Consider the following 18,671-nt stretch of genomic DNA (forward strand, 5'->3'; position numbering starts at 1 on the left):
TGGCAGCCCGTACGCAGCAGGTACAGTACCGCACAGAACACCTCGTACAGCTCCACTTTGCGTGGAGCTGTCTTCTTTCGCGCGCTCTCCAGCAATGGCCTAATGACCTCGAACTGCTCGCGCTTGATATCGCTTGGGTAACCTTTTCTCACCCTCCGAGCTTCTCACAGCACGGAGACTTTGAACACGCTCTAAGGTTTCAGGCCGCCGCCTGCAGCCCCGAGGCGAAATGCTCGCGCACGCGCCGCACCGCGAGCACCTCGTCGCGTGCCAGCAGCGCGTCCATGATCGCGCGGTGTTCGGCCAGTGATTGCTCGATCCGCCCGGCCTTGAACAGCGAGCCCTGGCGGTTGAGCTTCATGACCTTGCGCAGGTCAGCCACGATCTGGACCCGCCAGCGGTTCTGTGCCAGTTCGAGCATGCGGCGGTGGAACTGCTCGTTGAGCTCGAAGAACTGGTCGCGCGAGCCGGTTCCGGGTCGGGCAGCGTTTTCCAGCTGCTTGTGCAGGGCCGCGAGCTCGGCCAGGTCGGCGTCGTCGGCCAGCCGGCACAGGGCGGCGGCGGCATCGGATTCGAGCAGCGACAGCAGCTCGTAAACCTCATGCAAGTCTTGTTCGGATACTTCAGTCACGTAGGCGCCGCGCCTGACCTTCATCGTGACCAGGCCTTCGGCGGCCAGCACCTTGAGCGCCTCGCGCAGCGGGGTGCGGCTGATGCCGAGTTCCTCGGCGATGCGCAGCTCATCGATCCAGCTGCCCGGCGCCAGCTCGCGGTTGTAGATGCGCTGGCGCAGCAGCTCGGCCACTTCTACATACAGTGCGCGGGGGGACAGGGAGAGGGCGGCCATGGTCTGCATTCCTTACTAGGGTCGCCATTCTACTGGATCAAAAATTTTGCATCAATAATTATGAATGACGTAGAATGAGGCAGTCTTGCTCACTAAGGTGCCCCTTTTTATGTCGTCCGAATTCAAACCCGCCACCCTGGCTGATTGGGAAAAAGCCGCTCAGAAGTCCGTCAAGGACGGCTCGCTCGACAAGCTGAACTGGCTCACGCCTGACGGTATCACGGTCAAGCCGCTCTACACCGCCGAGGATGTGAAGGAGCTGCCCTTCACCAACACCTTGCCCGGTTTCGAGCCCTTCATCCGCGGCCCGCAGGCCACGATGTACGCCGTGCGCCCCTGGACCATCCGCCAGTACGCGGGCTTCTCGACCGCCGAGGAATCGAACGCCTTCTACCGCAAGGCGCTGGCCGCCGGCGGCCAGGGCGTGTCGGTCGCGTTCGACCTGGCGACGCACCGCGGCTATGACTCGGACCATCCGCGCGTGACCGGTGACGTCGGCAAGGCCGGTGTGGCGATCGACTCGGTCGAGGACATGAAGATCCTGTTCGACGGCATTCCGCTCGACAAGGTGTCGGTCTCGATGACCATGAACGGCGCGGTGCTGCCGGTGCTGGCCGGCTATGTGGTGGCCGCCGAGGAGCAGGGCGTCAGCCAGGACCAACTGGCCGGAACGATTCAGAACGACATTCTGAAGGAGTTCATGGTCCGCAACACCTACATCTACCCGCCCGAGCCGTCGATGAAGATCATTGGCGACATCATCGAGTACACGGCGCAGAAGATGCCCAAGTTCAACTCGATCTCGATCTCGGGCTACCACATGCAGGAAGCCGGCGCCAACCAGGTGCTCGAGATGGCGTTCACGCTGGCTGACGGCAAGGAATATGTCAAGACCGCGATCGCCAAGGGCATGGATGTCGACGCGTTCGCGGGCCGGCTGTCCTTCTTCTGGGCGGTCGGGATGAACTTCTACCTCGAGATCGCCAAGATGCGTGCGGCCCGCCTGCTGTGGGCCCGCATCATGAAGGGTTTCGACGCCAAGAACCCCAAGAGCCTGATGCTGCGCACGCACAGCCAGACCTCGGGCTGGTCGCTGACCGAGCAGGACCCGTACAACAACGTGGTGCGCACCACGATCGAGGCCATGGCCGCCGTGTTCGGCGGCACCCAATCGCTGCACACCAACTCGCTCGACGAGGCGATCGCGCTGCCGACCGAGTTCAGCTCGCGCATCGCGCGCAACACCCAGCTGATCATCCAGGAAGAGACCCATATCACCAATGTGGTGGACCCGTGGGCCGGCTCCTATCTGATGGAGTCGCTGACGCAAGAGATGGCCGACAAGGCCTGGGCCATCATCGAGGAAGTCGATGCCATGGGCGGCATGACCAAGGCGGTCGATTCGGGCTGGGCCAAGCTCAAGATCGAGGCCGCCGCGGCCGAGAAGCAGGCCCGCATCGATTCGGGCAAGGACGTGATCGTCGGCGTCAACAAGTACAAGTTGGCCAAGGAAGACCCGATCGACACCCTTGACGTCGACAACGTCCGGGTGCGTGACGGCCAGATCGCCCGCCTGCAGGCTATCAAGGCCAGCCGCGACAGCGCCGCCGTGGTCGCCGCGCTCGCGGCACTGACCGCCGCCGCCGAGTCGGGTCAGGGCAACCTGCTCGATCTGGCGATCCAGGCGATCCGCCTGCGCGCGACCGTCGGCGAAGTCTCCGACGCGCTCGAGGCCGTCTACGGGCGCCACCGCGCCGATACGCAAAAGGTGACCGGTGTGTATGCAGCCGCCTACGACTCGGCCGAGGGCTGGGACAAGCTGAAGGACGAGATTGCCGCTTTCGCCACCGAGCAGGGCCGCCGCCCGCGCGTGATGATCGCCAAGTTGGGCCAGGACGGCCATGACCGCGGCGCCAAGGTGGTGGCGACGGCCTTTGCCGACCTCGGCTTCGACGTTGACATCGGCCCGCTGTTCCAGACCCCCGAGGAATGCGCGCGTCAGGCGATCGAGAACGACGTGCACGCGGTCGGTGTCTCGACCCTGGCCGCCGGCCACAAGACCCTGGTGCCGGCCATCATCGCCGAGCTCAAGAAGCAGGGCGCCGACGACATCATCGTCTTCGTCGGCGGCGTGATCCCGCGCCAGGACTACGAGATGCTGTACGAGGCTGGCGTCAAGGGCGTCTATGGCCCGGGCACCCCGATCCCGGCCAGCGCCAAGGACGTGCTGGAACAGATCAAGAAGGCCATCGCCTGATCTGCGCCATGCTGCTGTCAGGCATCACCGAGGGTAACCCGACCGTGCAGCGGCGTGCCATGGCCAAGGCCATCACGCTGCTCGAGTCGACCCGCGCCGACCACCGGCTGCAAGCCGACGAATTGCTGACCGCGCTGCTGCCGCACACCGGACGCGCGCTGCGCCTCGGCATCAGCGGCGTGCCCGGGGTCGGCAAGTCGACCTTCATCGAGGCACTCGGGCTCTATCTGATCGAGCAGGGGCACCGCGTCGCGGTGCTGGCGATCGATCCGTCCTCGACCGTCTCGGGCGGCTCCATCTTGGGCGACAAGACCCGCATGGAGCGGCTGTCAGTCCATGAACGCGCCTATATCCGCCCCAGCCCGAGCAGCGGCACGCTGGGCGGCGTGGCCGAGAAGACGCGCGAGGCGATGCTGGTCTGCGAGGCCGCCGGCTACGACATCGTGATCGTCGAGACCGTCGGTGTCGGCCAGTCCGAGACCGCGGTGCACGGCATGACCGACATCTTCTGCCTGCTGCAGCTGCCCAATGCCGGCGACGAGCTGCAGGCGATCAAGAAGGGCGTGATGGAGCTGGCCGACCTGGTCGTGATCAACAAGGCCGACCTCGAGCCGCTGGCCGCCACGCGCGCCCAGCTCCAGATCCAGTCCTCGCTGCGCCTGCTGGGTCACCACGGCAACCCCGAGCATGACCCGCATGACGACCGCCAGTGGCAGCCGACCGTGGTCCAGCTCAGCGCCCTGCAAGGCCAGGGCGTGGCCGAATTCTGGCAGCAGGTCAGCCGTTTCAGGCAACTGCAGACGGATAACGGCCGCTTCGCCGCCAAGCGCCAGCGCCAGGCCCAGTCCTGGATGTGGGAACGGATCGAAGCCGGGCTGCGCCAGCGCTTCCGTGACCACCCCGCCGTCAAGGCGCAACTAGACCACACCACCGAGCAGGTCCTGCAGGGCCAGCTGCCCGCCTCGACGGCAGCGCGCCAGCTGCTCGAACTGTTCAACTGATTCATCCCCCCGGAGACCATCACCATGCAAGAAATACTGCAACAACTGGAGCAAAAACGCGAGGCCGCCCGCCTCGGCGGTGGGCAAAAGCGCATCGATGCCCAGCACGCCAAGGGCAAGCTGACCGCGCGCGAGCGCCTCGAAGTCCTGCTCGACGAGGGTACGTTCGAGGAATGGGACATGTTTGTCGAGCACCGCTGCACCGACTTCGGCATGGAAGCCAACAAGATCCCGGGTGACGGCGTCGTGACCGGCTACGGCATGATCAACGGCCGCCTGGTCTTCGTCTTCAGCCAGGACTTCACGGTCTTTGGCGGCGCGCTGTCCGAGGCCCATGCCGAGAAGATCTGCAAGGTGATGGACCAGGCGATGAAGGTCGGCGCGCCGGTGATCGGCCTGAACGACTCGGGTGGCGCCCGCATCCAGGAGGGTGTGGCCTCGCTCGGCGGCTATGCCGAGGTGTTCCAGCGCAACGCGATGGCCTCGGGCGTGATCCCGCAGATCTCGATGATCATGGGCCCGTCGGCCGGTGGCGCGGTCTATTCGCCCGCCATGACCGACTTCATCTTCATGGTCAAGGACAGCTCCTACATGTTCGTGACCGGCCCCGAAGTGGTCAAGACCGTCACGCACGAGGAAGTGACCGCCGAGGAGCTCGGTGGCGCCGTGACCCACTCGACCAAGTCTGGCGTGGCCGACCTGGCGTTCGAGAACGACGTCGAGGCGCTGCTGATGCTGCGTCGCCTCTACAACTACCTGCCGCTGAATAACCGCGAGAAGGCCCCGCTGCGCCCGAGCGGCGACCCGATCGACCGCAAGGAATTGAGCCTCGACACCCTGGTGCCGGACAATCCGAACAAGGCCTACGACATGAAGGAGCTGATCGTCAAGACGGTTGACGACGGCGACTTCTTCGAGATCCAGCCCCATTACGCCGCCAACATCATCGTCGGCTTCGCGCGCATGGACGGCCAGACGGTCGGCATCGTGGCCAACCAGCCGCTGGTGCTGGCCGGCTGCCTCGACATCAAGAGCTCGATCAAGGCGGCGCGCTTCGTGCGTTTCTGCGACGCCTTCAGCATTCCGGTCGTGACCTTCGTCGACGTGCCCGGCTTCATGCCCGGCACCTCGCAGGAATACGGCGGCATCATCAAGCATGGCGCCAAGCTGCTGTATGCGTACGCCGAGTGCACGGTGCCGAAGATCACCGTCATCACGCGCAAGGCTTATGGCGGCGCCTACGACGTGATGAGCTCCAAGCACCTGCGTGGCGACGTCAACCTGGCCTGGCCGAATGCCGAGATCGCCGTCATGGGCGCCAAGGGCGCCGTCGAGATCATCTTCCGCGAGGAAAAGAAGGACCCGGCCAAGCTGGCCGAGCGCGAAGCCGAGTACAAGACCCGCTTTGCCAACCCCTTCGTCGCTGCCGAACGCGGCTACATCGACGACGTGATCCTGCCGCACGAGACGCGCAAGCGCATCTGCCGCAGCCTGGTCATGCTCAAGGACAAGAAGATCGAAAACCCGTGGCGCAAGCACGGCAACATCCCGCTCTAAGCGCCTGAGGAGATACAGCACATGTTCAAGAAGATCCTGATCGCCAACCGCGGCGAAATTGCCTGCCGCGTCATCGCCACCGCCCGCAAGATGGGCATCCTGACCGTTGCGGTCTACTCCGAGGCCGACAAGGAAGCGCGCCATGTGCGCCTGGCCGACGAGGCCGTGCTGCTGGGCCCGGCGCCTTCGCGCGAGTCCTACCTGGTCGCCGACAAGATCATCGAAGCCGCCAAGGCCACCGGTGCCGAGGCGATCCACCCGGGCTACGGCTTCCTGTCCGAGAACGAGGCCTTTGCCCAGCGTTGCCAGGACGAGGGCATTGCCTTCATCGGTCCGCGCGCGCATTCGATCGCCGCCATGGGCGACAAGATCGCCTCCAAGAAGCTGGCCAACGCGGCCCAGGTCAACACGATTCCGGGCTACAACGACCCGATCGCCAACGCCGAGGCGGCGGTCGGCATCGCCCAAGGCATCGGCTATCCGGTCATGATCAAGGCTTCGGCCGGCGGCGGCGGCAAAGGCCTGCGCGTCGCGTTCAATGACAAGGAAGCGTTCGAGGGCTTCACCGCCTGCCAGAACGAGGCACGCAACAGCTTCGGCGACGACCGCATCTTCATCGAGAAGTTCGTCGAGCAGCCGCGTCACATCGAGATCCAGGTGCTAGGCGACAGCCACGGCAACGTGGTCTACCTCAACGAGCGCGAATGCTCGATCCAGCGCCGGCATCAGAAGGTGATCGAGGAGGCGCCCAGCCCCTTCATCTCCGACGCCACCCGCAAGGCCATGGGCGAGCAGGCCGTGGCGTTGGCCAAGGCGGTGCAATACCAGTCGGCCGGCACGGTCGAGTTCGTGGTCGGCAAGGACCAGGACTTCTACTTCCTCGAGATGAACACCCGGCTCCAGGTCGAGCACCCGGTGACCGAGGCCATCACCGGCCTGGACCTGGTCGAGCAGATGATCCGCGTGGCCGCCGGCGAGAAGCTGGCCTTCACCCAGGCCGATGTCAAGCGTGACGGCTGGGCGATCGAGTGCCGCATCAACGCCGAGGACCCGTTCCGCAACTTCCTGCCGTCGACCGGTCGCCTGGTGCGCTTCACGCCGCCGGCCCAGACCATGTGGCAGGCCGATACCAGCCAGCTGCAGGGCGTGCGCGTCGATACCGGCGTGTTCGAGGGCGGCGAGATCCCGATGTTCTACGACTCGATGATCGCCAAGCTGATCGTGCACGGCAAGGACCGCAACGAGGCGATCGCCAAGATGCGCGAGGCCCTGAACGGCTTCGTGATTCGCGGCATCAACTCCAACATCCCGTTCCAGGCCGCGCTGCTGGCGCACCCGGACTTCGTGACCGGCAACTTCAACACCGGCTTCATCGCCCAGCATTACGCGGGCGGCTTCCGCGCCGAGGACGTGCCGCATGACGACGAGGATTTCCTGGTCGCGCTGGCCGCCTTCGTGCGTCGCAAGTCGCGTGAACGCGCCTCGGGCCTGTCGGGCCAGCTGCCGGGCTATGGCGTGCAGGTCGGCAAGGACTACACCGTCATCAGCCTCGACATCGAAGGCCATCACAAGCACACCGCGGTTCATGTCGACGAGTTCACCGGCGAGACCGGCTCGGCCAGCGTGCAGGTGGGTGGCAAGCGCTACCAGATCAGCTCGACCTCGCGCCTCAACGAGATCGTGATCACCGGTCTGGTCAACGGCCAGCCCTTCACGGCCCAGGTCGAGCGCGGCTCGATCAAGAACCCGCTGGCGCTGGTGGTGCAGCACAACGGCACCAAGCTTGAGTGCATGGTGGTGTCGCCGCGCATGGCCGAGCTCTATGCCCAGATGCCGCACAAGGCCGCGCCCGACCTGAGCCAGTTCGTGCTGTCGCCGATGCCCGGCCTGCTGGTCGAGGTCGCGGTCAAGCCGGGTCAGAAGGTCCAGGCCGGCGAGCGCGTCGCGGTGATCGAAGCCATGAAGATGGAAAACGTGCTGTTCGCCGCTGCCGATGGCGTGGTCGCCAAGGTGCTGGCCGCCAAGGGCGAGTCGCTGGTGGTTGACCAGGCGATCGTGGAGTTCGAGAAATGAGCGCGCTCCAGCGTCCTTTCAAGGTGCTGGGCATCCAGCAGATCGCGATCGGCGGCCCCGACAAGACCCGCATGCAGAAACTCTGGGTCGATATGCTCGGCCTGGAAGTCACCGGGCACGTTCAAGTCCGAGCGCGAGAACGTCGACGAGGACATCTGCGCGATGGGCAAGGGTGCGTTCAAGGTCGAGGTCGACCTGATGCAGCCGCTCGACCCCGAGAAAAAGCCGGCCGTGCATGCCACGCCGCTCAACCATGTCGGCCTGTGGATCGACGACCTGCCGAAGGCGGTCGAGTGGCTGAGCGCGAATGGCGTGCGCTTCGCGCCGGGCGGCATCCGCAAGGGCGCGGCCGGCTACGACATCACCTTCCTGCACCCGAAGTCGAACGACGAGTTTCCGATCGCGGGCGAGGGCGTGCTGATCGAGCTGGTACAGGCGCCGGCCGATGTGATCGCGGCGCTGGGATAATCCAGCCGGGGGTGCTGGCGCATCCCCGTGGTTTCAGCATCAGGGCGCGGCAGATTCCGCTGGTATCTGCCGCGCCTTGTTTTTTCCGAGAGACATGAACACGGTTGCTTCCATCCCCGTATCCGCCATCCGCCGTCCCGAGGCGGGTGTTCCTTCAAGCCGCTGGTCGGTCGCCGCCATCGAGGCGCTGTTCGAACTGCCCTTCATGGAGCTGCTGTTCCGTGCCCAGCAGGTGCACCGCGAGCATTTCGATCCGAGCGAGGTCCAGCTCTCGACCCTGCTGTCGATCAAGACCGGTGGCTGCTCGGAGGATTGCGGCTACTGCCCGCAGTCGGCACACCATGACACCGAGGTCGAGGCCGACAAGCTGATGCAGCTCGAGCAGGTGCTGGCTGCCGCGCGCGCGGCCAAGCAGCAGGGCGCAACGCGCTTTTGCATGGGCGCGGCTTGGCGCAGCCCCAAGGAGCGCGACATGGAAAAGGTCACCGACATGGTGCAGGGCGTGCGTGCGCTCGGCCTGGAGACCTGCATGACGCTGGGCATGCTCGACCCGGGCCAGGCGCGCCAGCTCAAGGACGCGGGGCTCGACTACTACAACCACAACCTCGACAGTGCGCCCGATTTCTACGGCCAGATCATCAGCACCCGGACCTACCAGGACCGGCTCGACACGCTGTCCAACGTGCGCGAAGCCGGCATCAATGTCTGCTGCGGCGGCATCGTCGGCCTGGGCGAGACGCGCGAGCAGCGCGCCGGCCTGATCGCGCAGTTGGCCAACCTCGACCCCTATCCGGAGTCGGTGCCGATCAACAACCTGGTCGCGGTGCCCGGCACGCCGCTGGAGGGCGCCGAGCCGATCGATCCGTTCGAGTTCGTGCGCACGATCGCGGTGGCGCGCATCACGATGCCGACCACCATGGTGCGGTTGTCGGCCGGTAGAGAGCAGATGGACGAGGCGCTGCAGGCACTGTGCCTGGCCGCCGGCGCCAACTCGATCTTCTACGGCGACCAGCTGCTGACGACCGCCAATCCGCAGGCCGAGCGCGACCGCGCGCTGTTCGACCGCCTGGGGCTGCGCGCGCAGGGCACACGTCCGGCGGTTCAGCAGCCCGCATGACAGATTGACCAGCAGCCAGCAGTTTTCGCTTCAGTTGCCGGACTGGCGCGCCTTGGCCCTGGCCAGCGCCGCCTCGATCATCGAGCGCTTGCGATCGAGCGCTGCCGGATCGGTCAGCTTGGAATGCTCGGCCAGATGCTCCAGCTTGTCCTGGGCCTTGAGCATCTGGCGCGCCTCATGCTCGGTCAGGTCGCGCTGCTGGCGCTGCTGATGCCATTGGTAGCGCGAGCGCGCCTGAGCCGCCTGTTCGGGCGACCAGGCCGACCATCCGGTCTTTTCGCCGCTGGCGCTGACCAGCGAGATGCAGTCGACCGGGCAGACCGGAAGGCAGAGCTCGCAGCCGGTGCAATAGGGCTCGATCACCGTGTGCATGCGCTTGTTGCCACCCACGATCGCATCGGTCGGGCAGGCCTTGATGCACAGCGTGCAGCCTATGCACCAGTCCTCGTCGATGATCGCCAGGGTGCGTACCGACTCCAGCCCATGTTCGGGATCGAGCGGCTTGGCCGGCCGGCCCGTGATCGTCGCCAGCCGCAGCACACCTTCGGCGCCACCGGGCGGACACTGGTTGATGTCGGCCTGCCCCTGCGCGATGGCTCGCGCGTAGGACATGCAATCGGGGTAGCCGCAGCGCGTGCACTGGGTCTGCGGCAGCGCCGCGTCGAGGCGAGCGATCAGCTCGCTCTCGGCGTTGGCCACCGGCATGACTTCAATGCTCAATCGAATTACCGTTTCTTGCCGACGGCGGGGCTGCGGCGATAGCCGGCGCGCGGCTGGGCAGCGGGTTTTTCTGCGGCAGTAGCGGCCGGCGCTTGCACTGTGGCCGGCTCGGTCGCGCCGGCTTCCGAAGCCACCACTTCCGGCGCCACGGCTTCGACTGCCGCCGCATCTACGCTGGCCGGTGCTTCGAGCGAAGTCGATTCAGGCAGGCTGGCTGCGGGCTCGATCACCGCGGCCACCGGGGCTGGCGCTTCGATGCTGATCGCGGCTGCGGCCGGTTCGGCGACTGCAGCCACCACTGCGGGCTCGGCAGCCACGGCCGTTACGGCTTTGGGCATGCCGGCCTGGTGCTCGAGGATGAACTTCTTCACCACCGGGTAGACCTGGTTGCGCCAGCGGCTGCCGCTGAAGATGCCGTAGTGGCCTGCGCCCTTGACCTCGAAGTGGCGCTGCTCCTCGCTCTCGATGCCGGTGCACAGCCCATGCGCGGCGTGGGTCTGGCCGCTGCCCGAGATGTCGTCGAGCTCGCCTTCGACCGTCAGCAGGCCGGTGTGCCGGATATCCTGCGGGCGCACCAGCTCCTTTTCGCCCTGCGCGTTGCGCACTTCCCAGGTGCCGTTGACCAGCTTGAAGTCCTGGAACACGGTCTGGATGGTTTCGAGGTAGTAGTCCGCGTCCATGTCGAGCACGGCGTTGTACTCGTTGTAGAACTGGCGGTGCGCCTCGGCGCTGTCGCTGTCACCCTTGATCAGGTGATTGAAGTAGTCGTAATGGCTGTTGGCGTGCCGGTCCGGGTTCATCGCGATGAAGCCGGTGTGCTGCAGGAAGCCCGGATAGACCCGGCGACCGGCGCCCGGGAAGTTGTTCGGCACCCGGTAGATCACGTTGTTCTCGAACCACTCGAACGGGCGATGCACCGCGAGGTTGTTGACCTCGGTCGGCGACTTGCGCGCATCGATCGGGCCGCCCATCATCGTCATCGACAGCGGAGTCTTCTCGCCGCGGCTGGCCATCAGCGACACCGCAGCCAGCGTCGGCACGGTCGGCTGGCAGACGCTGATGACATGGCAGTTGTCGTAGCGGCCTTGCAGGTAGCGGATGAAGTCCTGCAGGTAGTTGACGTAGTCGTCGAGGTGGAACTCGCCTTCGGACAGCGGCACCAGGCGCGCGTTCTTCCACTCGGTGATGTAGACCTTGTGGTCTTTCAGCATGGTGCGCACCGTCTCGCGCAGCAGCGTCGCGTAGTGGCCCGACAGCGGCGCGACGATCAGCACCACCGGCTGGCCCTTGAGGCGGCCCAGGGTCTCGGGGTCGTCGCTGAAGCGCTTGAAGCGCAGCAGGTCACAGAAGGGCTTGCCCATCTCGACGCGTTCCTGGATCGCGATCTGGACCCCGTCGATGTCGATGGTACGGATGCCGAACTCAGGCTTCTCGTAGTCCTTGCCCAGGCGGTGCACCAGGTCGAAGCCCGCCGCCATGCGCTGCGACAGCGGCGTCATGCCGACCGGAAGCATCGGGTTGGTGAACATCTTGGCCGTCACCTTGGCCAGGTCGGAGAAAGGCTCGATCAGTGAGCGCTGGGTTTCGTAGATCTGGTAAAGCATGGCGGGACTCCAAGAGGTTGTTGCACTGCAGCATTATCGCAGCGTATGCTGCACTGCAGCAACCGATTCATGCATTAAGCATCAATATGCACAGTTCCCTAGAATAACAAAAAACGCCGCACTAAGGCGGCGTTTTTATCGCTTACAGCATTTATTGCGCCAAACTTACATCACCTTGGCGATGGCCTGGCAGACGTAGTCGATGTTCTTGCTGTTGAGCGCGGCCACGCACATGCGGCCGGTGTCGGTACCGTAGACACCGAACTCGTTGCGCAGGCGTACCATCTGGTCCTTGGAGAGGCCCGAGTAGCTGAACATGCCGATCTGGGTCGTGATGAAGCTCATGTCCTGCTGCACGCCGGCGGCTTTCAGGCCGTCGACCAGCTTCTGGCGCATGGCCTTGATGCGCACGCGCATCTCGCCGAGTTCCTTTTCCCACAGCGCGCGCAGCTCGGGGTTGTTCAGCACCGCAGCGACCACGGCGCCACCGTGGATCGGCGGGTTGGAGTAGTTGGTGCGGATCGCGATCTTGAGCTGGGACAGCACGCGGTCGGCCTCAGCCTTGTCCTGGCACAGCACCGACAGGCCGCCGACGCGCTCGCCGTACAGGCTGAAGCTCTTGGAGAAGCTGGTCGAGACGAAGAAGTTCAGGCCCGAAGCGACGAACTTGCCGATCACGGCGCCGTCTTCGGCGATGCCGTAGCCAAAGCCCTGGTAGGCCATGTCGAGGAAAGGCGTCAGGCCCTTGGCCTTGATGACGGCGATCACCTGGTCCCATTGCTCGGGCGTGATGTCGTAGCCGGTCGGGTTGTGGCAGCAGGCGTGCAGCACGATGACGGTGCCCGGCTCGGCCGCGTTCAGGCTGGCCAGCATGCCGTCGAAGTTGATGCCGCGCTTGTCGGCGTCGTAGTAGGCATAGGTGCCGACTTCGAAGCCGGCGTTGCTGAACAGCGCGCGGTGGTTTTCCCAGGACGGGTCGGAGATCAGCACCTTGGCGCCGGGGCTGAGCTTCTTGAGGAAGTCGGCGCCGACCTTCAGGCCGCCGGTGCCGCCGATGGCCTGCACGGTGGCGACGCGACCGCTCTGGACCGGCTCGCTGTCGGCGCCGAAGACCAGGCCCTTGACGGCGGCGTCATAGGCCGCGATGCCGTCGATCGGCAGGTAGCCGCGCGCAGCAGGCTTTTCCATCATGGTCTTCTCGGCAGCCTGCACGCACTGCAGCAGCGGCAGCTTGCCGTTGTCGTCGAAGTACACGCCCACGCCCAGGTTGACCTTGTTGGGGTTGGTGTCGGCGTTGTACTGCTCGTTCAGACCCAGGATCGGGTCGCGGGGGGCCATTTCGACGGCGGAAAACAGAGACATGAGTCGTTACCTGTGTGTGAAGGAAGGAGCGGTCATGCGCTGCGCAGCAAGGCAGCACAAAGGCGGGTATTTTAGCTTGGCTGCAGTGGTCAATGCGCTGGGCCCGAGCGGATCATTCCGTCCCGCCTTGTGAAACAATTGAGTTGAAATGCATCCAACAGTTGAACAGCTATTGACGCGGCCTGAAGGCAAGACCCTTGAGTTCAAGCGTGACCTGTCGTCACCACGCAACCTGCTCAAGACGCTGGTCGCTTTTGCGAACACGGCGGGTGGTTGCCTGTTGGTAGGGGTAGACGACAGTGGACAGGCCCAAGGGGTGGCGCAGCCACTGGACGATGAGGAGCGTTTGGCCAATCAGGTGGCCGACGCCATTGCGCCACGCCTTGTCCCGAGCATCGAGCATGTAACGCTCGAAGGAAAAAGTCTGCTGCTGGTCGAAGTATTTCCCAGCAGCCTGCGCCCGCATTACATCAAGTCGGAGGGGCGTGAGCAAGGTAGCTACGTTCGGCTGGGTTCCAGCAACCGGCAGGCTGGGCCCGAGTTGGTGGCGCAGTTGCAGCGGTCGGCGATGGGGGTCGTGTTTGACGAGCTGCCTGTCTCTGACCTGGGCGTTGAAGACCTGGATCTGGAAGCGGCGCGCCGCTGGTTTGCCCCACGCGCCCTGATCGAGCAGGAGCTGCTGTCGCTGCGCCTGTTGACGCGCGAGCAAGGACGCCTGGTTCCGACCAAAGGCGCAGTGCTGTTGTTTGGCAAGTCCCGTGATGCATTTTTCCCCGATGCATGGGTCCAGTGCGGGCGCTTTCGTGGCTGCGACAAGTCGCATATTTTTGATCACACCGATATCCGGACCAATCTGCCCGATAGCGTCGAGCAGGTGACGGCTTTCCTGAAGAAGCATGCGTACAAGAGTGCCGATCTGTCGGACCTGCAGCGCAAGGATGTCTGGAGCATCCCTCTGCTGATGCTGCGCGAGGCGATCGTCAACGCGCTGGTGCATGCCGATTACTCACAAGCGGGTTCACCCGTGCGGGTCGCATTTTTTGATGACCGCATCGAGGTCGAGAGCCCTGGCATCCTGGTGCCCGGCATGACCATCGAGGACATGAAGCAAGGCGTTTCCAACCTGCGCAATCGCGTGATCGCGCGCACCTTCCGGGAGCTCGGGCTGATTGAGCAATGGGGTAGCGGGGTGCGCCGCATCTTCAGTGAAGCTGAGTCGCTGGGCCTGCCCGAGCCAGCCATTGCCGAGCTGGGCATGCACTTGCGCCTGACGATCTACCTCAAGCAGCCACAGGTGATTCCGCTGCCTGTTCTTCACGACTCCAGCCACTTCCAGCCTGCACCAGATGAACGGCTAGAGTCACGGCTAGAGTCACGGCTAGAGTCGAAGCTTGCCGCCAGAATCGTGCTGCTGCTCAACGAGCAGCTCCGGGGCAAGTCCGAGCTGGCGAAATCCCTCGGGCATCAAACTGTTTCGGGCGAGCTGCACAAGCAAGTCCGGCGCCTGCTGGAGCTGGGCTGGATCGAGATGACATTGCCAGACAAGCCGCAGAGCCGGCTCCAGAAATACCGACTGACTGAACTGGCCCGGCAAGCGCTTGCTAGCGCAGCCTTGGCAAAAACCTGACACCTGCCAGCACCTGCCAGTTGTCCGCCTTGTGAAACAATTCGGCATGTCTGAAGAATCCCAAGGCCAGTTGGTCACCTTCCCCGGTTCGCCGTTCGAGCTGTTCCAGCCTTTCCCGCCCGCGGGCGACCAGCCGACCGCGATCGCGCAGCTGGTCGATGGCATCAACGACGGCGAGGTGTTCCAGACCCTGCTCGGCGTGACCGGCTCGGGCAAGACCTTCACCATGGCCAACGTGATCGCGCGCCTGGGCCGCCCGGCGATCGTGTTCGCGCCCAACAAGACGCTGGCCGCGCAGCTCTACTCCGAGTTCCGCGAGTTCTTCCCGAAGAACGCGGTCGAGTATTTCGTCAGCTACTACGACTACTACCAGCCCGAGGCCTATGTGCCGCAGCGCGACCTGTTCATCGAGAAGGACAGCGCGATCAACGAGCATATCGAGCAGATGCGCCTGTCCTGTACCAAGAGCTTGCTCGAGCGGCGCGACGTGGTGATCGTGGCGACGGTGTCAGCCATCTACGGCATCGGCAAGCCCGAGAGCTATCACCAGATGATCATGACGCTGCGCGTGGGAGACCGCTACGGCCAGCGCGACCTGATCGCCCAGCTGGTGCGCATGCAGTACCAGCGCAACGAGCAGGATTTTTCCCGTGGCAAGTTCCGAGTCCGTGGCGACACCATCGATGTATTCCCGGCCGAGCATTCCGAGCTGGCGATCCGCATCGAGCTGTTTGATGACGAGGTCGAGACGCTGCAGCTGTTCGATCCGCTGACCGGTCGCATCCGGCAGAAGATCCCGCGTTTCACGGTCTATCCGTCGAGCCATTACGTCACGCCCCGGGAGCAGGTGCTGTCGGCGGTGGAGGCAATCAAGCTCGAGCTGGCCGAGCGCTTGCAGCAGCTGGTTGGCATGGGCAAGTTGGTCGAGGCGCAGCGCCTGGAGCAGCGCACCCGCTTCGACCTCGAGATGCTGACCGAGGTCGGCCACTGCAAGGGGATCGAGAACTACAGCCGGCACCTGAGCGGATCTGCCGCCGGCGAGGCGCCCAGCACCCTGACCGATTACCTGCCGAAAGACGCGCTGATGTTCCTCGACGAGAGCCACGTCATGATCGGCCAGCTCGGCGGCATGTACAACGGCGACCGCGCGCGCAAGACCACGCTGGTCGAGTATGGCTTTCGCCTGCCGTCGGCGCTGGACAACCGTCCGCTCAAGCTCGAGGAGTTCGAGACCAAGATGCGTCAGTGCGTGTTCGTCTCGGCCACGCCAGCTGCCTACGAGCAGCAGCACAGCGGCCAGGTGGTCGAGCAGGTGGTGCGCCCGACCGGCCTGGTCGATCCGGTGGTCGAGGTGCGCCCGGCGACGCACCAGGTCGATGACGTGCTGGGCGAGATCCGGCTGCGCATCGAGCGCGAGGAGCGGGTGCTGATCACGACCCTGACCAAGCGCATGGCCGAGCAGCTGACCGACTACATGACCGAGAACGGGGTCAAGGTGCGCTACCTGCACAGCGACATCGACACGGTCGAGCGGGTCGAGATCCTGCGCGACCTGCGCCTGGGTGTGTTCGACGTGCTGATCGGCATCAACCTGCTGCGCGAGGGACTGGACATCCCCGAGGTCTCGCTGGTGGCGATCCTCGACGCTGACAAGGAAGGCTTCCTGCGCTCCGAGCGCAGCCTGATCCAGACCATAGGCCGCGCGGCACGCAACCTCAACGGCAAGGCGATCCTGTATGCCGACCGCATCACCGACTCGATGCAGCGCGCCATTGGCGAGACCGAGCGCCGGCGCGCCAAGCAAGTCGCCTTCAACCTGGCCCATGGCATCACGCCGCGCGGCGTGGTCAAGCGCATCAAGGACCTGATCGAAGGCGTCTACAGCGAGAAGGCCGGCGAGGAGGCCAAGAAGCTCGAGCTGGCGCAGCAGCAGATGGCCGATATCGCCGACATGGGCGAGAAGGAGCTGGCGCGCGAGATCAAGCGGCTCGAGAAGCAGATGCTCGAGCATGCGCGCAACCTGGAGTTCGAGCAGGCGGCGCGGGTACGCGACCAGCTGGCCCGCCTGAAGGACCGGGTGCTGGGCGCGCATGGCAGCGACCAGCTTTAATGCCTACTAAAACAGTCGGGATTGGTGTATACTTGACTGAAACGCTCGGGATTCGATGCGATCCTCCTTGCAGGTGCGAAGAGGGCAGGTTTCCCCGGCCATTTCCAGGAGTTTGCCATGCGCCTTACCACCAAGGGCCGTTTCGCCGTCACCGCCATGATCGACCTGGCCCTGCGCCAGGGCAGCGGTCCGGTGACGCTGGCCGCCATCAGTCAGCGCCAGCAGATCTCCCTGTCCTACCTCGAGCAGCTGTTCGGCAAGCTGCGCCGCAACCTGCTGGTCGAGTCGACCCGCGGTCCCGGCGGCGGCTACACTCTGGGCCGCAAGGCCGACGCGATCACGGTGGCCGACATTATCGTCTCGGTCGACGAGCCGATCGATGCGACCGGCTGCGGTGGCAAGAGCAACTGCCTCGGTGACGGCATGCCCTGCCTGACGCATGACCTCTGGGATCAGCTCAACGCCAAGATGGTCGAGTTCCTGAGCTCGATCACGCTGCAAAAGCTGATCGACGAACAACTGGCCAAGGGCGTGGTGATCGAGTCGGTGCCGCAGATCCGGCGCGCGATCTCCTCCGCGCCGGTGGTCAAGCCGATCCGCGTCAACGCCCCCAATTCCGTCTTTGCACTCGGGACTGCCGCAGCCAAGTAAGCTCGCGCCCGCAGGCCCCTTTTCACAGGATGACATCATGAGCACCACCCCGCATTACCCGATCTACCTCGACTACAGCGCGACCACGCCTTGCGACCCGCGCGTCGTCGACAAGATGATCCCCTGGTTGAACGAGCATTTCGGCAACCCGGCCTCGCGCAGCCACGCCTGGGGCTGGGAAGCTGAAGCCGCGATCGAGAAGGCGCGCGAGCAGGTCGCCTCCTTGATCGGCGCCGATTCGCGTGAGATCGTCTGGACCAGCGGCGCGACCGAGTCCAACAACCTGGCGATCAAGGGCGCGGCCCATTTCTACCAGGGGAAGGGCAAGCACCTGATCACGGTCAAGACCGAGCACAAGGCCGTGCTCGATACCTGCCGCCACCTCGAGCGCGAGGGCTTCGAGGTCACCTACCTCGACGTCCAGCCCGATGGCCTGCTCGACCTCGAGGCCTTCAAGGCCGCGATCCGTCCCGACACCATCCTGGCCAGCGTGATGTTCGTCAACAACGAGATCGGCGTGATCCAGGACATTCCGGCCATCGGCGCGATCTGCCGCGAGAAGGGTGTGATTTTCCACGTCGATGCGGCGCAGGCCACCGGCCGCGTCCATGTCGACCTGGCGACGCTGCCGGTCGACCTGATGAGCCTGACCTCGCACAAGACCTACGGCCCCAAGGGCGTGGGCGCGCTCTATGTGCGTCGCAAGCCGCGCATCCGCCTGGAAGCGCAGATGCATGGTGGTGGTCACGAGCGTGGCATGCGCTCAGGCACGCTGCCGACGCACCAGATCGTCGGCATGGGCGAGGCCTACGCGATTGCCCAGGCCGAGATGGCGACCGAGCTGCCGCGCATCCAGGCGTTGCACGACCGCATGTTCGCCGGCCTGTCCTCGATCGAGCAGACCTTCCTGAACGGTCACGAGACCCGCCGCATCCCGCACAACCTCAACATGAGCTTCAACTATGTCGAGGGCGAGTCGCTGATCATGGGCATCAAGGGCCTGGCGGTCTCCTCCGGCTCGGCCTGCACCTCGGCCAGCCTGGAGCCCAGCTATGTGCTGCGCGCCCTGGGCCGCAGCGACGAGCTGGCGCACAGCAGCCTGCGCATGACGATCGGCCGCTGGACCACCGAGGAAGAGGTCGACACCGCGATCGAGTCGATCAAGACCAATGTCGCCAAGCTGCGCGAGCTCTCGCCGCTGTGGGACATGTACCAGGACGGCATCGACATCTCGACCATCCAGTGGGCTGCCCACTGATCCCGCACTGAACAGGAGA

13 protein-coding genes and 2 pseudogenes are annotated in these 18,671 nt (G+C 64.8%); 10 read left to right on the top strand and 5 right to left on the bottom strand.

All coding sequences use genetic code 11. The annotated features are described in order from the left end of the window. Both C6P61_RS16520 and C6P61_RS16525 read right to left on the bottom strand, forming a co-directional pair. Positions 1-152 (bottom strand): annotated as a pseudogene (locus tag C6P61_RS16520) (IS5/IS1182 family transposase); the annotation flags it as partial. 47 nt (positions 153-199) lie between these two features. Continuing rightward, positions 200-847, bottom strand: coding sequence for a GntR family transcriptional regulator (locus C6P61_RS16525; protein ID WP_105731051.1), 648 nt, complete (start codon positions 845-847; stop codon positions 200-202). Positions 848-956: 109 nt separating this feature from the next. Between C6P61_RS16525 and scpA the strand changes: the two genes are divergently transcribed. From scpA to bioB, 6 genes and pseudogenes are all read left to right on the top strand, one after another. Continuing rightward, complete coding sequence (scpA, locus tag C6P61_RS16530) at positions 957-3,104, top strand: methylmalonyl-CoA mutase (protein WP_105731014.1); 2,148 nt, start codon at positions 957-959, stop codon at positions 3,102-3,104. A gap of 8 nt (positions 3,105-3,112) precedes the next feature. Further along, positions 3,113-4,105: a methylmalonyl Co-A mutase-associated GTPase MeaB gene (meaB, locus tag C6P61_RS16535; RefSeq protein ID WP_105731015.1), complete on the top strand. Its 993-nt coding sequence runs from the start codon at positions 3,113-3,115 to the stop codon at positions 4,103-4,105. A 24-nt stretch (positions 4,106-4,129) separates the two neighbouring features. Continuing rightward, complete coding sequence (locus C6P61_RS16540; protein ID WP_105731016.1) at positions 4,130-5,662, top strand: acyl-CoA carboxylase subunit beta; 1,533 nt, start codon at positions 4,130-4,132, stop codon at positions 5,660-5,662. Positions 5,663-5,683: 21 nt separating this feature from the next. Further along, positions 5,684-7,735, top strand: a complete 2,052-nt coding sequence (locus C6P61_RS16545) for an acetyl-CoA carboxylase biotin carboxylase subunit (RefSeq protein ID WP_105731017.1) — start codon at positions 5,684-5,686, stop codon at positions 7,733-7,735. Next, positions 7,732-8,203: pseudogene (locus C6P61_RS16550) on the top strand (VOC family protein). Before C6P61_RS16545 ends, C6P61_RS16550 begins: the two are co-directional and overlap by 4 nt. A 94-nt stretch (positions 8,204-8,297) precedes the next feature. Next, positions 8,298-9,320, top strand: a complete 1,023-nt coding sequence (gene bioB / locus C6P61_RS16555; RefSeq protein WP_105731018.1) for a biotin synthase BioB — start codon at positions 8,298-8,300, stop codon at positions 9,318-9,320. Positions 9,321-9,350: 30 nt separating this feature from the next. On the opposite strand, the gene rsxB is transcribed toward bioB, so the two are convergent. The 3 genes from rsxB to C6P61_RS16570 all read right to left on the bottom strand — a co-directional run bounded on the left by rsxB (position 9,351) and on the right by C6P61_RS16570 (position 13,006). Next, complete coding sequence (gene rsxB, locus C6P61_RS16560; RefSeq protein WP_105731019.1) at positions 9,351-10,025, bottom strand: electron transport complex subunit RsxB; 675 nt, start codon at positions 10,023-10,025, stop codon at positions 9,351-9,353. Positions 10,026-10,045: 20 nt separating this feature from the next. Continuing rightward, positions 10,046-11,644 (bottom strand): polyhydroxyalkanoate depolymerase, encoded by a 1,599-nt coding sequence (locus tag C6P61_RS16565; RefSeq protein WP_105731020.1) that lies wholly within the window; start codon positions 11,642-11,644, stop codon positions 10,046-10,048. 165 nt (positions 11,645-11,809) lie between these two features. Beyond that, positions 11,810-13,006 (bottom strand): amino acid aminotransferase, encoded by a 1,197-nt coding sequence (locus C6P61_RS16570; protein WP_105731021.1) that lies wholly within the window; start codon positions 13,004-13,006, stop codon positions 11,810-11,812. A gap of 148 nt (positions 13,007-13,154) precedes the next feature. Between C6P61_RS16570 and C6P61_RS16575 the strand changes: the two genes are divergently transcribed. From C6P61_RS16575 to C6P61_RS16590, 4 genes are all read left to right on the top strand, one after another. Then, positions 13,155-14,633, top strand: a complete 1,479-nt coding sequence (locus C6P61_RS16575) for an AlbA family DNA-binding domain-containing protein (protein WP_105731022.1) — start codon at positions 13,155-13,157, stop codon at positions 14,631-14,633. Positions 14,634-14,679: 46 nt separating this feature from the next. Then, positions 14,680-16,743 (top strand): excinuclease ABC subunit UvrB, encoded by a 2,064-nt coding sequence (gene uvrB, locus C6P61_RS16580; RefSeq protein WP_105731023.1) that lies wholly within the window; start codon positions 14,680-14,682, stop codon positions 16,741-16,743. Positions 16,744-16,860: 117 nt separating this feature from the next. Further along, positions 16,861-17,394 (top strand): Rrf2 family transcriptional regulator, encoded by a 534-nt coding sequence (locus tag C6P61_RS16585; protein WP_105731024.1) that lies wholly within the window; start codon positions 16,861-16,863, stop codon positions 17,392-17,394. A gap of 37 nt (positions 17,395-17,431) precedes the next feature. Beyond that, entirely contained in the window at positions 17,432-18,652 is a 1,221-nt protein-coding gene (locus C6P61_RS16590; protein ID WP_105731025.1) for an IscS subfamily cysteine desulfurase, read from the top strand. Positions 18,653-18,671 lie beyond the last annotated feature (19 nt).

Source organism: Malikia spinosa (assembly GCF_002980625.1).
Classification (GTDB): Bacteria; Pseudomonadota; Gammaproteobacteria; order Burkholderiales; family Burkholderiaceae_C; genus Malikia; species Malikia spinosa.

What these genes read in the sequence shown, in the direction of transcription:
- C6P61_RS16585 (WP_105731024.1), top strand. Translation starts at nt 16,861, where the DNA reads ATGCGCCTTACCACCAAGGGCCGTTTCGCCGTCACCGCCATGATCGAC.
- uvrB (WP_105731023.1), top strand. Translation starts at nt 14,680, where the DNA reads ATGTCTGAAGAATCCCAAGGCCAGTTGGTCACCTTCCCCGGTTCGCCG.
- C6P61_RS16540 (WP_105731016.1), top strand. Translation starts at nt 4,130, where the DNA reads ATGCAAGAAATACTGCAACAACTGGAGCAAAAACGCGAGGCCGCCCGC.
- C6P61_RS16525 (WP_105731051.1), bottom strand. Translation starts at nt 847, where the DNA reads ATGGCCGCCCTCTCCCTGTCCCCCCGCGCACTGTATGTAGAAGTGGCC.
- meaB (WP_105731015.1), top strand. Translation starts at nt 3,113, where the DNA reads ATGCTGCTGTCAGGCATCACCGAGGGTAACCCGACCGTGCAGCGGCGT.
- scpA (WP_105731014.1), top strand. Translation starts at nt 957, where the DNA reads ATGTCGTCCGAATTCAAACCCGCCACCCTGGCTGATTGGGAAAAAGCC.
- C6P61_RS16575 (WP_105731022.1), top strand. Translation starts at nt 13,155, where the DNA reads ATGCATCCAACAGTTGAACAGCTATTGACGCGGCCTGAAGGCAAGACC.
- C6P61_RS16565 (WP_105731020.1), bottom strand. Translation starts at nt 11,644, where the DNA reads ATGCTTTACCAGATCTACGAAACCCAGCGCTCACTGATCGAGCCTTTC.
- C6P61_RS16545 (WP_105731017.1), top strand. Translation starts at nt 5,684, where the DNA reads ATGTTCAAGAAGATCCTGATCGCCAACCGCGGCGAAATTGCCTGCCGC.
- rsxB (WP_105731019.1), bottom strand. Translation starts at nt 10,025, where the DNA reads ATGCCGGTGGCCAACGCCGAGAGCGAGCTGATCGCTCGCCTCGACGCG.
- C6P61_RS16590 (WP_105731025.1), top strand. Translation starts at nt 17,432, where the DNA reads ATGAGCACCACCCCGCATTACCCGATCTACCTCGACTACAGCGCGACC.
- bioB (WP_105731018.1), top strand. Translation starts at nt 8,298, where the DNA reads ATGAACACGGTTGCTTCCATCCCCGTATCCGCCATCCGCCGTCCCGAG.
- C6P61_RS16570 (WP_105731021.1), bottom strand. Translation starts at nt 13,006, where the DNA reads ATGTCTCTGTTTTCCGCCGTCGAAATGGCCCCCCGCGACCCGATCCTG.